We start from the raw sequence: 14,526 nt of genomic DNA on the forward strand, positions 1-14,526 counted from the left end.
GCGACCTCAAGCTCCCGAACCGCTTCCTCGTTCCGCCTCCGGCCATCAAGGAAACCAGCGGCGAATGGCTTTCCGAAACCGGCGTCAAGCAGTTCGCTTGCTCCGAAACGCAGAAGTACGGCCACGTGACCTACTTCTGGAATGGTAACCGTTCCAGCAAGTTCGACGGCGAAACCTACCTGGAAATCGAATCTGACGTTGTTCCGTTCGAACAGCGCCCGTGGATGAAGGCTGCCGAAATCACCGACGCCATGATCGAAGCCTTGAAGAGCGGCAAGTACCAGACGCTCCGCTGCAACTTCCCGAACGGCGACATGGTGGGCCACACAGGTAGCTTCCGCGCTGCTACCATGGCTATCGAAGCGGTGGATATCGGACTTGCACGCCTCCTCCCGGTGATTGACGCCCTCGGTGGTGTCGCCATCATCACGGCTGACCACGGTAACGCTGACGAAATGTACGAAATCGACAAGAAGACCGGCATGCCGAAGGTCAACAAGGACGGCACCTTCAAGGCAAAGACCAGCCACACCTTGAACAAGGTTCTTTGCATCCTTTACGACAACGTTACGGGCGGCAAGCTTTCCCTCAAGGAAGGCGACTGGGGTCTGTCGAACATCGCTGCGACGACCGCAAACCTCCTGGGCCTCGAAAAGCACGAAGCGTGGGATGACTCGATGCTCATCATCAAGTAATTCAAAGTGTCATCCCCGCTATACGATACTTGGCAACTTGTTGCCTCAGTAGAGTTATCCTCTTTGGGGAGAAGGCGGGGATCTCCTTTTGGCGAAAAAAGGGAACCCACGAGGGTTCCTTTTTCATTCGGGGTTTTAGGGGCAGGGCCCCTAGGAGAAGGGGTAGCTCCGGAACAAGTCCGGGGCGGGCACCTGGCCCGGCTTGGTCTGGAGCAACCTTTGGACACTTAGCGCTTTAGCGCTTAGTGTACATGGCCACCTTTAGGTGGTGCGGAAGGCCTTCCCCCTTACCGCAAGCGGCGTAATCCCTTGGGCATGGGGACTTCGGTGCCGTTCTCTTGCAAGAGGTAGATGTTGTCCAGGCTGATGTAGCCCTTGCCGCTGTAACGGGCCCTGAAGGCGAAGTTCTTGATTTGCTTCGGGTCCAGCTGCGGGATGGTCTTACCCCAGCCCTCTTGAGCCATGTTTTCCCAGATGAGGGTGTCGCGAACCCAGCTGCCGCGGGTGTTTTTCAGGCGGACCATGAATTCGTCGTAGTCCTTCACCTGTTCGCTGGCGATTTGCACTTCGAAATAGCCGTCGGGATTGTTGTGGTTGGTAGCGTAGTCGAACACGATGCCAACGGAATTCTTGACGGCTTCGGGAATCACGTAGTAAGCTCCGGCGAAGTTGGGCCAACCCTGTGCAGGAGGCTGCTCGATGATAAAGTCGTGACGGATGAACCCACCGTGAGGGGGTGCCCCGTTAAAAACCTTGGCCTCGATACTGGTAGCGTTATCGCCGTTGGCCACCGGGTACCAATCTACCGCATCCAGCCCGTTGTCGAAGTTCTGCATGACGCTAGTGGTGCGGTAAGCCCCGCGGATGCGGAAGGGAATCTTGAATTCCGTAATCTTGCCGCCCAGGCCGCGAATCTTCAGCGTCGCCGTGGCAGGCCCAAGTTTCACATTTGCGGGCATGGGAACCTTCACATGGAAGCTTTCGATGGAGGCGTTCCACAGGCCGTCATCGGGCTTGAACCATTTGACGATTCCAAGCTCCGGAATTTCAAGTTTGCCTTCTGTCAGCTGGCCGTACTGCTGCACGGCGGTGGCGAACAGGTCCAGGGTATCGCCTGCCAGCAGGACCTTCTTTTCGAGGGCAGCGGCAATGACCTTGGGGTCAGCCGCGGCTGACTTCGTCGCCGAATCCAGGCCCACGACCTTCGGGTTGATTTGCACGACGGCAAGTCCAAAGGGCGGTACGGCAATGTCCCTGGACTTGGACGGGTTGATGCGGCGGCCGCTTGGGCCCATTTTCGGGTAGGGGTAGGCACTTTGGGTCGTGCCGATCCACTTGAACTGTTCTGCGCCAAAAATTTCCACCTGTGTCCTGACCAAATCACCTTTGCCCACTGTCGGCGTTGCATTGGCAGAATCCGTGCCAACGCTTGCCCGGTCAATCTGCACCAGCTGCGTTATGTCGGAAAGGTTCACCAGCATCACCCGGGCAGAATCCCCCTTGCCAATGGCGTAGGCCACCACATCGGGGCTGTTGCTCTCTACCGGCAACACCGCGAACCCGCTTTCCAAAAAGTCCATGAAGGTCATGTAAACGCCATAGTATTCCGCCGTAGGTTCCAGGGATTTCCAGTGATTCCAGGAGCCTTCCTTGAGGAGCGCCGTCATGCTGATAGTTCCCCAGGTGTCGTCGGGCCCTTTGAACAAGTTGCCGAAAGCGTCCCAGGGGAGCACCTGCAGGCGGTTGCCAAACCGCATGGCGTGCTGGGCAAAGACGCTGGCCATAGCGGTGGCCTGAGGGTAATCCATCAGCAGACTGTAGCCCTGCACGCAGGTGCTGAACTCCGAAAGAAACACCCGGCGTTCCCCTTCCAGGTGGCGTTTCATCCACATGTCCAGCGTGTCCATGTTGGGGCCCACGTCCAGCATGGACTTGAGCATGTCTGCGGGTTTCGGGTCGTTTGGCGTCCAGTACGGGTAGTTGTGCAGGTCCACTACATCCAAGTAGCGCTTGCCATCTTTCTTTTCGGCCTCCCCCACAATCCGCAGGAACTCTTCCATCCAGTACTTTCCATCCAGAAGGCCCGCACCCTTCTGCTGCATCTTGTGGGTGCTGAACAGCGGGCCGTGCAAGATGATGCTGGAATCCACCGCCTTCATGGCGCGGGCGTATTCCAGATAGCGGGCGGCGTACTGCCTTGCCGAAATGGGGCCGGACTCTTCCCACTCGCCGTCCAGTTCGTTGCCGATTTGCCACTGCTTGATGTCGTAGCCCTTCACCTTGTTGGCATAACGCACCCAGGCGGCGGCCTCCTTGGAGGTTCCCGTGCCCGCGTTCACGCAAATGACGGCCCTGGCATTGGGGAGCGTCTTGATGTATTCCATGAAGGTCTCGAAATCCCACTTGATGTCGGTCCAGTCCGTGCGGGCGATGTCGCCGTTCCTGGTAGACATGGCGTAGAACTTGTAGTTGTTGCCGCCCAGCAAATCCGTCGCGCCGCTGTAGAGTTTCATCTCACAAATCTGCACGCCCTTTGACGGCAGGTCCGTGGTCTTGAAACGGACGGCCACGTAGCGGGTATTGATTCGCTTGAACTTGTACTTGGTGGTGGCGGAATTCACCCGCACCGTGGCTTCTACCTTCAGCTTATTTTCAAGAGCCTGATGCACGCCGGGGTATTCGGCGTAGTCTTCCGTCCAGTAGGCCAGTTCAAAAGCCTTGGGGCGAAGTTTACCCCAATCGATCTGAATGGAATCCAGATTCACCTTTTCAGGGAATTCCACCACAATCCAGGGCGGGTCCACCGGGTCCAAAATTTCGCCCCACCACATGGTCTCCATCTTGCCGTCGGCCAGGTGGCTCCGGCGGACAAAACCGTAGTTGTCCTTGGTGGTGCCACGGTAAGCGGTCTCGCCCAAAAAGCCACGGGCCCACTTGGTCTCGTCGGGAGTCCAGAGTCCCGTTTCGTCGTACTTGCCGATGCCGTTCCAGTGGTAATCGTTAGAGAGGCTTCCATTGGGGAAGCGATACAGGGTGTAGCCGCCGTCCACAAGCGCAGGGGTCATATCGTAATAGCGGCTAGGCGGGTTCCAAATCGCCAGGTCGGCAGACATCATGTTGTCCCTGTTGATGACAACGCCGGGGTGCAGGTCATCGACCTTGACCACATTCTGGGAAGCAAAGACCGGCAGGGCAAAAAAGGCCGCAAGGGCAGAAACGACAAAAGTTTTCATGAGAACCTCTTGATACAATATACATCAAAAAAAAGATCCCCGCCTGCGCGGGGATGACAATCGTTGGATATGCGGATAACTTTCGGATTACTTCGCGGCGGCAGCGAAAGCTTTACCCAACTTTTCGAGGGCTTCAGCAACTTCGGCTTCGCTCACGTTCAGCGGCGGCAGCATACGCAGCACGTTGCCCTTGGCAGAGAGCACCATGAGATGCTCGGCCCTGGCAGCAGCGATAATGTTACCCACCGGCATGGATTCGTCAAGAGCCACACCGAGAATCAGGCCTTCGCCCCGGACTTCCTTGGCAAAGCTGTACTTTTCCACAAGGCTCGCCAAACCGGCCTTCAATTGGGCGGAACGTTCGGCAACATTCTTGAGCAGCCCCGGAATCTGCTTCACGACAGCGAGACCTGCGGCGCAAGCAATCGGGTTGCCGCCGAATGTGGTACCGTGGTCGCCGGCCTTGAGCTGGTCGGCAATCTTCTGGCGCAGGAGCACCGCACCCAGCGGGAGTCCGCCACCGATACCCTTAGCCAAAGAAACGAGATCCGGATTCAGACCGTACTTTTCGAAACCGCAGAAGGTTCCAAGACGACCCACACCCGCCTGCACTTCGTCAACAATCACGAGGCAGCCGAATTCCTTCTGCAGGCTGTTGATGGTCTCGACCATCTCCTTCGAAAGCGTCATCACGCCGCCTTCGGCAGCGAGCGATTCCAGCATGATGGCACAGGTATTGCCATCCACCTCGGCCTTCAATGCAGCGCAGTCATTCCAAGTCACATGCACGAAGTCACCCGGCATGGAGCCGAAGCCTTCCCTGATAGCCGGCTGGCCCGTTGCAGAAAGAGCTGCGTATGTCCTGCCGTGGAAGCTGTTCACGAAGGTAATGATTTTCTGCCGGTTCTTTTCACCCTTCCGGTCGAAGTACTTACGTGCGAACTTGATAGCGCCTTCGTTGGCTTCGGTACCGGAGTTGCAGAAGAAGGCCTTGTCGAACTTGGTGATTTCAAGGAGGGCCTTGCCGAGATTAATCTGCGGGTAGTTCGGGTAAAGGTTGCTGATGTGGTTGAAGTGGTTCATCTGTTCCACCACCGCATCCTTGATGGCCTGGTTCTGGTGACCGAGCGCGTTCACGGCGATACCCGCGACGAAGTCCAGGTACTGAGTGCCCTGGTCATCAAAGAGGTAAGAGCCCTCGCCCTTTACGAAGTTAATGTCTGCCTTGCCGTAGAGCGGCGCGATAATTTGTTTGTCCTGTTCGAGCAGGTTAGCGCAAGATTGTGCCATAGTTTAAATCTCCATTAATTTGTTTGCCAAAGTGTTCCGCGTCCTTCCAACCCACGATGTGGATGCTCTTGAGTCCTCGTCGGATTGACTTGAAACTCTCGCGGACTTTGGGAATCATACCGCCGGAGATGACGCCAGCTTCAATCAGCTTTTCGGCGTCCGCTTCGCTCAGTTCGGGAATTACATTCTTGTTTTCGTCCATCACGCCCGGCACGTCGCTCACCAGCACGAACTGGTCGGCCTCGAGCGCCACAGCCAGTTCAGATGCGGCGGTGTCTGCGTTCACGTTCCAGCTCACAACCTTGCCGTTAGCATCTGGACCGATTGAAATCGGGCTTACCACGGGAACAAACCCCGCACCCCAGAGCGCGGTCACGATGCCCGGGTTCACCTTCTTGATTTCGCCCACCAGGCCAAGGTCTACCTTGCCCTGCTTCTTGACCACCTGGAACAGGTTCGCGTCTACGCCCGAAATACCGACGGCGCCGCAGCCGTTGTTCAGGAGCATGCGCACGAGCTTCTTGTTCACGTGGCCAGAGAGGGTCATCTCCACCATTTTCATGATGCCGGGGGTCGTCACGCGCAGACCGTCGATGAATGTCGGTTGTTCCTTGAGCAAGGCAATGTTTTCGTTGATGTCCTTGCCACTGCCGTGAACCACGGCCACCTGACAGCCTGCACCTGGGAGTGTAGAGACTGCCGACACAAAATCAGCGAGCTTAGCTTCGTCGATTGCCAGGCTGCCACCAATTTTTACAACCACTTTTTTCATCGCGGGTGCTGTCCTCTCGATTTGTTCGCCTTAAAAGACGATGAATTTCCGCCCGCAAATTTAGAAAAATGCTTGCGGGCGGGGCCCCAGCTCGGAGTTGCGAAGGCCGCACGGGCCCCTCCCTGCACCCTCCCCATCCTTGGCCGACGCTTTTTTTCTCACAGCGCCCTTTTTTCTGCATAAATTGATTCTATCTTCTTTTTCACATTCAATTTTTTTATATTGTGCTTATAACACAAACCAAAGACACAAGAGGTATATTATGGCTATTTCTAAAGTTTGGCTGGACGAATCCAGCGACGAATGCGTATCTTGCGGCGCCTGCGAAGCTACTTGCGACGCAGTGTTCAGCGTTCCCGAAAAGATGCAGGTGAAGGAAGGCGTTGATTATTCCGCTTACGAAAGCGAGATCAAGGACGCTGCCGACTCCTGCCCCGCCGGCGTCATCAAGTACGAATAGTGCACAAGGCGACGCCCGTCGCAACAATACCATTGAAAAGGGCCTCCCCTATGGGAGGTCTTTTTGTTATCCGGCAACAACTTGTCCCCGGACATCCGGGGGCAGAGGCTAATTACTTGATACGGCGGTAGCCCATGGAAATTCTCTTTTCCTTGTTCTGCTTTTTCACCGTTCCGGCGCGATGTTTCTTGTTGGCCGTAGGCGCAATAGCCACTTCCTTCGTATGGAAGATAAACTTCGACACGTAGGGACCCGTAGCTATCGCCCTGCCGTTTGCTGCAGCGGGGTTACCATCGTGAGGCAGCCACTCAAGCTTCAGGTGGATGGTTCCGTCGGCAGACAACTTGTCAATTCCGATTTCATCCAGATCAAATTCGTATTCCGTCTGGGTCACATGGGCACCCATGTTGGTGTAAATGTCCAACGTGAATGCGATATGAGCCTTCCAGGCGAAATTATCCAACGAATCCTTCTGGAGCAAAATCGGCATCTCCACATCGATGTTAAACACCGGGCCTCCATGCTTGTAAGCGGCAGTGTCGTAAGAGAGCATGGAACTGTACGGAGTCAACTTCTTCTTGCCATTTGCGATAAGGGTTTCCTCTGAACCGCTCAACACGCTTAGGCGGAAGTCCTCGTCCTTTTCGGGCATATTGCCTGCAAACAGGTCGTCACCCTTAGCTGTAGTGCTTACACCCTCGGCCATCTTCACCCTGAATCGGACGTCTTCAATCTCACCCACCACAGGGACCCAGGGACTTTCTTCGCCCGGCAACAGGTTTGCCTTATCCTTTGTAATGGAGTTGACCTGTATCGGCAAGCGCAGAGAATCACCGATATGCACATGATTGTCCGCATCTTCTTCACGGAAAGCGAAAGTCCAATACATCACATCTAGATACTTGTCCAGCTTCGTGTCAGCCGGCTGGTAATAGGACTTCAGGCCTTCGTGGAACCGTTCAATGAACTGGGCTTTTTCGTTTCCGGAAGCCACCAGAGGCTCCGACAGTTCTACACGAAGAGCGTAAGTCGAGCCATACTTACTAAGCCTTGCAGCCGTCAGCACCGGCGGGCAATCGTCGTTCAAGGAGTAGCTCTTGTCAAAGAAGCCCCCTTCTTCGCCCTTGCGGGGCATTACGGAGCCCTTTCCACCACGGCTACCATAGGTCTTTTTCAAGAATACACCTTCGGGAATCTTGATACGCATAGCCGTATGTTTCTGCAACAACGTGTCATGGCCCGTCGTATCAATCACGTAGTTCCAGATGGTGTCGTTCTTCACCGCATTCTGGGTCTTGTCCTTATAGCTGCACGCGTACTTGACCGGCAAGCCTGTTATAGGATCCAAAACATCCACCTCCACCATCGTGTGGGTGGTTGTATCTTCCACCATTGTAGTCTGGTTGCACCATACAGTATCCTGTCCAATAACTTCTTTATAAGAGACCTGCTTTACTTCCATGGAAGAGTCCATCTTCGCCAAAATCGGCTTGATGACCGGATCTCCCTGGATAGTGTCCAAAGACCAGTCTTTCTGATTCTTGAAGGCCCTGTATATTTCCGGAGAACCCCAATATATATCGAAGCTGTCCAGCATATCCTTGTCACGCAGCAGGGATTCGAATTCCAGATAAATCTCTTCGGGTTGGCCATCGCCCATCTTGTCGGTGATGCGGGCAAAGGTAACAGGTACAGGACGCACAGATTCCGTGACGGTCACTGGGCCGGCACAATTGCTCAGACTGTTCATTCCCAGGTCAGACACGCCAAAGTCTGCAAGAATTTCAGCCTTCTGCCCTGGCTTGAATATTTCTCCATTTGTATTTCCTTCGATAACATAGAGCCAGCTGCGTCCATTGTCCGAAGTGGTGGCGCTTACCACGGAGATGCCAGCCTGAGAAACTTCGGCAGAACCGTTGGTGACCCGCAGGGGCCAAACGCTATAAGAGGCTAGCATCACCGGCTCCGTGAAGATAATCTTCAAGGTATCCTGGGCATACTGGTGATTTTCATTTTCCAGAATAGTCACGCCCTTGAGAGTCGGGGCGATACCATCCTTGATGGGGGCCTTTTCCGTAGTGACAACGCCCTTCTCCGTAATGTAGAACGTCACCGTGCCTGCGGGAGCGCCCGTCTGCGGAACCTGGCCCGCATTCGGCGTAAACACAGCTTCGGCGCCATTGACGCTAGAGGGTTTCAGCAGAACCGTCAAAGGCTTGGTGGTTGCCGTGGAATCAAATTCAAAGAGGGCGCTGTCCAAGGTTATACCATTACCGAAGGTGCTACCGCTGAAGGTGGCTACAATCTTGTCGCCCCTAGCGTTGCAGTCCGTATCTTGGACCACAACATTTTGAGGAACCGGGTGCGTGGGATCCGCAAAGAAGTACTGCGTTGCCACATCTTCTTCGTCTTCGGCATCGATGTAGGTAATCGTAATCTCGTCACCACCAAAGAACGACACCTTGGGGAGTTTCACATCCTTTTCAGCAATAGCGGTAATCAGGTCGCTCTTGAATTCACCAGTCGTCTCGTTCACGCGATTGAGGGTCAATGTATCGATAGCACCGGTCCTAGAATTTTCAATCAGAACCTTAATCGTCTTGTTAGAACGATTGTCCTTGTCCTTAACCACCACGTAGAACTTCAAAGAACCATCTGTTGCCGCAGGGCTAGAAACAGATGTGCCGTCTTCCCTGACAAGGGTCAAAATGCCCGCAGTGCGGTCCCCCTTACTAAACTGCACATAGTAGCTGCGGTTTACAAAGGCACAACCGCCGTTTTCTTGGCATTCGGCACATTCGGGATTAGGACCGGCAAATACAGTAACGTCAACCTTATTGGTTCCAATAGTCATCTTCACTGGGATATCCAAATCAAACTTGCTGGTTTCATAATTATAAACAGCAGCAGTCTTTAATTGGTCCTTGGTAAGAGCCACGCCATTCACCCAAATGGCATTTACATATCCACTTTCAGAAATCAATGCGGTGCCCTTTAGGTGCATAGTGCTCTTTACCGAGTCAATCTGGATGTAAGAACCGTTAGACACATTGAAAGGAGCATCAAAGGCCACGGTCATGTCGTAATGAGCACGCTTAGTGGTCATTTCCTGATAAGAGGGACTGAATCCCGAAATAAACTCATTCTTGCGATAAACTACGATGTAGGGGTTTTTCGGAGCCTGCTCTATATCACCCTGGTCTTTATCCCATGCAGGAACACCCGCATAATCGGCACCATCAACGTCACGCTTGTGCGCAGCCCAAGACCAGTCCGAAGAAGCCCCTCCCGCCACAAAACGTTTCTTGGCAGGCGTACGTAAAGTTTCGCAACCACCGTTCTGGTAAATGCCACTAGAGAAGCCTATGTCAATACGCATGCGGGAAGACGACTTGATGGTTGTTCCTCCCAGCGGAATAGGAATGTACCAGTCATAGGTTCCCGTGGCTGGGTCATAGGTATCATCCAGTTTCACAGGCACGGCATGTCGCAGGTAGTAGCGTATGGAATCATCTACACTTTCACCATTCTGATTCACGCAAGGTCTATTGAATCCCGCCTCGTCATAAGCCTGACAAATATCTTCGTCTGCCAGCAAGGGGCAGGAGCCAGGCTGGTTGTTTACACCAGGTACAGCCTCGATTTCGTCGGGTCTTGCCGTCACATACATGCGTAATGTCAATTCGTTAAACGCACGGTCTTCGTTATTGATAAGGTTCAAGTTCAAGAAGTCCATGCCGCCAAAATCGTACTGATACACACTAACGTCAAAGTCGTAATGCGTCACGGGGGTTGTGAACTTCAGGGGTATTCCGTTGTCATCAGTACAACGTTGCACCCCATTACTTTCAACACAATAATAATAGGTAGTCTGTTCCTTGAGGCCGCCAATTTTCACATAATGGAAACTGGTAGGGATTCCGCTCACATCTGCATTGGCGTCCCCGGTATTCCAGTGCATCTTGTCGTAGGTGGTAAGGACCGTATCCCAGTACATTTTGGATTCGTACTGGCCATTGGGCGTGTACCACATGACCTCGGCACTGTCAGAACTCAAGTTACACACCTTCACGTTCTGGATATCTGCCGCAGGAGGTTCGCTAGCTAACGTGGTAAAGTAGAACGGCGTAAGGGTGGAATCCACCAGCCAGCGTGTAGCGTACTTTTCGCTCCTGGCGTTAATGGCCACCACCTTAAAGTAATAGGTGGTCCCGTTCTTCAGGTTCTTCATGTGAATGGTATGCTTGACCCCGGGAATAGAATCCACCGCCATGTTAGCGAAGGGGCCTGTCTCGCTTTCGCTATAAAGGATCATAGCCTGTCCGCGAATATCTTGGTTTATGTTCACAATGGCGGAATCATAGCCTACATAGCGAATTTCTACATCCACCTTGGAAGGGGGTCGGTTGCGGTCTTCTTCGCGAACGGCCACAGCACAAGAGGCCACGAACATGGCCGTAGCGTCAATACAAGTTTCCGAAAGGTGGTAATCTTCCCAACTCAGTGTCGAAGGAGACCAAGCATTCTCGGTACCGGGGGTCACACCACCAAACAATGCACCGGTAGGCGGATTGTACTTGTAGCCTGCACCCGGCATGTTTTTGCCTTCGGGGTTAGAGGCGCGGTGGTGCGGGTGGGCATCGTTCTTGTCGCCAACACCCAGCAAGAAGGACACATCCCAGGGGTTCACGCCCAGCATGTAGTTCAGCTGGTTTAGGCCCAACTGCTTCATGGCGGCAGAATTCCAATTCTGCACGCCTTTCTGTGGGAGTTTTACACCATCGAAATCTTTTGCAATGTCCGAATAAGCGAGAACCTCGAAAATGTTGCCAGCCTGGTAACGGTTGTAAATCCAGGTCTGATCCGTCTGCATAATGTACCATATATCATCATAACTCAGCGTGAGCGGTGTTTCCGAATTGGGATTCGGCAAGTCAATGGGATTTGAGCCCGAACCCGACAGGTAAGACACATTAGCGGCCATGGTATAAAGAATCTTTTCAGAATAAAGCAATCGGTCCTGTTCGGAAATGCCGTACTTGGCGGCGGTTGCCGCATCACGGAGCAACACCTTGTAAAAACCGTAAAGGGCATATGTATAGGCGTTGGCCCAGCTGGTATTCTTGGAAGACTTGGTCATGCCGTTGCTGGAAGACCCCATCCAGCCACCTTTAAACTTATCTGCACCCGGTCCAGAGGATACCACCATCTCCTGGCTAGAAATCGCCTCCTTCAGGTAATAGTCATCTCCCGTCTTAGGATAAGTGGCATAGTGCAACGACCAGGCGGCAAGGGCCAAGTCATCATGGTATTCGTTGTTACCGTTATAGGCGGGGCTAGACCAACCCGCAGGAACGGTGTTATATACATAGGGCAATCCAGTCTTGCCATATTTTTCCATACCATAGGTTGACTTACCAAGAGCCAGATTTTTAGCAAAGTCATAAAGTTGCTCCGCAACCATCAAGCAGCTATCTGCAAAAGCCTTGTCGTAAACGGCGTAATCAACACTCAGTATAGCAAGGCCCGCCGCAATCTGGCCCGAAATATTGGAACCCAATTCGCCCAAACGGACATCACGTTCATGGGGACCACCACGCCCAGTCAAACTTGCAGGGAGCGCATCCTGATTTTCGGGCCTACCCCACCAGCCGTGGTCCGCACCAAAGTTACCCACAGAAACCGCCATATTGTCAATAACGCCGTCTGCAAAGTTATAGGCCCGCAAAAAGAAATCGGCTCCATGCTTGGCTTCGCGCAGAATGTCGGGGATACCGTCGGTATTGACCGTTTCGCCCATATTATAGGCATAATGGTCTTCGTCGCGGTCTGGATTAGCAGCTGCCATCACAGCAAGCACCATAAACGCGTACGCCTGGGTCTGAGACTCCTTCAAGTGGTCACCGCAGTCGTACCATCCCCCCTGTAAGGCCCCCTCCTTGGGCGTAAATCCAGCAACAGCACCCGCCCCCTTCGTAAACGGGCCCGCTCCATCCTTGGTGTGGCTTGGTTTATGGAACCAGGATTCCGAATTGCCGGAACGGTTTATCCCATAGAACTTGAGGGTGGCATCACGAACCATGGAGTAAACTTTGTCGCTGATAATAAAAGTCGCCGAATACTGGTTAAGGACCTTAACACGATATCGAGTGTCTGCATGGAGACCGGTTGCCTGCGCTAAGTTGCCTATACAGATTTCCCCCGTAGGACCTGTAGCACGGGCCGTATAGCGGCCCTGGTTGTTCGTGGCAGCATCGGTTCCCGCCTTGATATCCCAACTGGACTTGGTCAGCTGGCCAGAGGGCATGAAGGTCCCGCCATCAAACACAGTTTTCCCATCCAAATCCACAACGGAAAACTTTTCGCCGCAGGCTCCTGCAGACACATAATAAAATTGCTTTTCTGGATCGTCCGGCAAATAACCAGCCTGGTTAATACGAATTCGGCCAATGCGCAAATTCTGGGCGTCACGGAAGGCCTGGTTCAGCGTATCGGGAATAATACCATTGGCGACAAAATCCTGGGGCATGGTGCCCACTGGCGGCACCGTATTGTGTTTCTTGGCATTCGGCGTGTACTTGCTGAAACTTTCGACAGTTCCGCCGTCGTCCGTGGCGGACGTATCCCATTTCATGGGCCAAATCGGGCGGATAAGGTCGTAGGGTGTAGGCTGTTCTTGCTCAACAGCCAAAGCCAGAGCACTGAGGGCACATAACAAAACGGCAAAGAATCGCACGACAACTCCTTTTAGCACCCGAATCCCAAACGTGCTAATTATAGTATCTTTTTTATTAAAATCGGCAATGTAGCAAAAAAATTACACCTGACACCATTACATTTTGACTATATTCTACCCCATGACTGATAAAAACTTGCTCAGGATTGGGTTTTTTGGGGTCTTTTTGGGGTGTTTGATTTCTTTTTCGGCCTGCGGGTCGGATTCGTCTTCGTCATCCGGCGACGACCTTCCTTCTATTGAGTCCAGCGAAAGCAATGGCGACGGTTCCGCCGATTCCGGCAATGACGGGTCGTCGCCGTCCGGAAAGACTGAGGGCAGTTCCACCAGTGCGGCGACTTCCGGCGGCTCTGCAGCCCAAAAGTCCGAGACCGTCAGTGGCAAAGAGACCCTGATGGAAGCTCAAAAAATCGTGAACGGAACCTGTGGCCCCTCCCCCGCCAAGATTAACAAGGGCGAAATTGCCACCTGGGAATTCTACCGCAGCGCAGGCGAAGTCTACAACCAGATCATGGCTCCATTCGTATGGACTTTGAAAGGTGCAAAAAACGAATCCTTGCAAGGGAACGGTCTAAATTCCGTAAATGTCCGCTATGCGGACGCCGGCACATACACCGCAAAACTAAATGTTGACGGTAACGAAATCACTTGCAGCGAACTACAAGTCCAAGGGGTTCCTATCACCGTCGAATATTGTAAACCTGTGGGCGGTAAAGAAACAGCCAATGCAGGCGAAACCGTAACGTGGGAAGTAAAGGCGTCTTCGGATTCCGAGATTACCGGTTATGTCTGGAGCTACGAGGGTGAAAATATTCCTGGCGACAAAACAAAAACCTTCACTCTAGGATCCGACCTACACAAGGTAAATGTGGCCCCCACGGTAACAGTAACGAACAAGGACAAAACTTCAGAAAAGTACGTTTGTGCGTCCACCTATGTAATCAACCCCAACAAGGTGGACTACACATTTGTCAAGGGCGGCGAGGCCATAGCAATTCCTACCGGCGAAGTCTGGGTTGTTCAAATTCCTGAAGGAGCAAACACTCTGGTTTGCCAAGGCCCTCCAGGAGGTGGTGCGACTATGAGTGTATTCATTAACGACGAAGCACTAAGTGAACCCAAAACAGATTATTTTGACGCCAAGATTGGTTCTTTTAGCGGACAGAAGGTTCAATTCAAGATTGAAACAAACGCAAGTACAATCGATTGTAACATTCCCTCATGGTAATACCCGTTTGCTATTCATAAACAAATGAAATTCAAAACGCAGGCTCGACCGAGTCTGCGTTTTAATTTTACCGAATGTCACCCTGGAGGAAGCCCACAGGGCGACCGATAGG

The 14,526-nt window shown here is 53.1% G+C and carries 7 protein-coding genes; 3 read left to right on the top strand and 4 right to left on the bottom strand.

What is annotated here, in order from left to right; genetic code table 11:
• A partial coding sequence (locus IKB43_01480; GenBank protein ID MBR2468815.1) for a 2,3-bisphosphoglycerate-independent phosphoglycerate mutase occupies positions 1 to 695 on the top strand: 695 nt, incomplete at its 5' end.
• Positions 696 to 982: 287 nt separating this feature from the next.
• Here IKB43_01480 and IKB43_01485 read toward each other — a convergent pair.
• From IKB43_01485 to argB, 3 genes are all read right to left on the bottom strand, one after another.
• Entirely contained in the window at positions 983 to 3,928 is a 2,946-nt protein-coding gene (locus IKB43_01485; GenBank protein MBR2468816.1) for a discoidin domain-containing protein, read from the bottom strand.
• 87 nt (positions 3,929 to 4,015) lie between these two features.
• Entirely contained in the window at positions 4,016 to 5,218 is a 1,203-nt protein-coding gene (locus IKB43_01490) for an acetylornithine/succinylornithine family transaminase (GenBank protein ID MBR2468817.1), read from the bottom strand.
• The gene (gene argB, locus IKB43_01495) at positions 5,199 to 5,990 is read right to left on the bottom strand and encodes an acetylglutamate kinase (protein ID MBR2468818.1); all 792 of its coding nucleotides are present in this window, start codon (positions 5,988 to 5,990) and stop codon (positions 5,199 to 5,201) included. Before argB ends, IKB43_01490 begins: the two co-directional genes overlap by 20 nt.
• Positions 5,991 to 6,252: 262 nt before the next feature.
• Here argB and IKB43_01500 point away from each other — a divergent pair, with 262 nt between their 5' ends.
• Complete coding sequence (locus IKB43_01500; GenBank protein ID MBR2468819.1) at positions 6,253 to 6,450, top strand: ferredoxin; 198 nt, start codon at positions 6,253 to 6,255, stop codon at positions 6,448 to 6,450.
• Positions 6,451 to 6,562: 112 nt separating this feature from the next.
• On the opposite strand, the gene IKB43_01505 is transcribed toward IKB43_01500, so the two are convergent.
• Positions 6,563 to 13,186, bottom strand: a complete 6,624-nt coding sequence (locus tag IKB43_01505) for a glycoside hydrolase family 9 protein (protein MBR2468820.1) — start codon at positions 13,184 to 13,186, stop codon at positions 6,563 to 6,565.
• 121 nt (positions 13,187 to 13,307) lie between these two features.
• Between IKB43_01505 and IKB43_01510 the strand changes: the two genes are divergently transcribed.
• Positions 13,308 to 14,414: a hypothetical protein gene (locus IKB43_01510; GenBank protein ID MBR2468821.1), complete on the top strand. Its 1,107-nt coding sequence runs from the start codon at positions 13,308 to 13,310 to the stop codon at positions 14,412 to 14,414.
• Positions 14,415 to 14,526: the final 112 nt, after the last annotated feature.

This window comes from Fibrobacter sp. (assembly GCA_017503015.1).
Lineage (GTDB): Bacteria > Fibrobacterota > Fibrobacteria > Fibrobacterales > Fibrobacteraceae > Fibrobacter.

Excerpts from the sequence above, each read along its gene's own strand:
- IKB43_01485 (MBR2468816.1), bottom strand. The coding sequence starts at position 3,928 with ATGAAAACTTTTGTCGTTTCTGCCCTTGCGGCCTTTTTTGCCCTGCCG.
- IKB43_01490 (MBR2468817.1), bottom strand. The coding sequence starts at position 5,218 with ATGGCACAATCTTGCGCTAACCTGCTCGAACAGGACAAACAAATTATC.
- argB (MBR2468818.1), bottom strand. The coding sequence starts at position 5,990 with ATGAAAAAAGTGGTTGTAAAAATTGGTGGCAGCCTGGCAATCGACGAA.
- IKB43_01500 (MBR2468819.1), top strand. The coding sequence starts at position 6,253 with ATGGCTATTTCTAAAGTTTGGCTGGACGAATCCAGCGACGAATGCGTA.
- IKB43_01510 (MBR2468821.1), top strand. The coding sequence starts at position 13,308 with ATGACTGATAAAAACTTGCTCAGGATTGGGTTTTTTGGGGTCTTTTTG.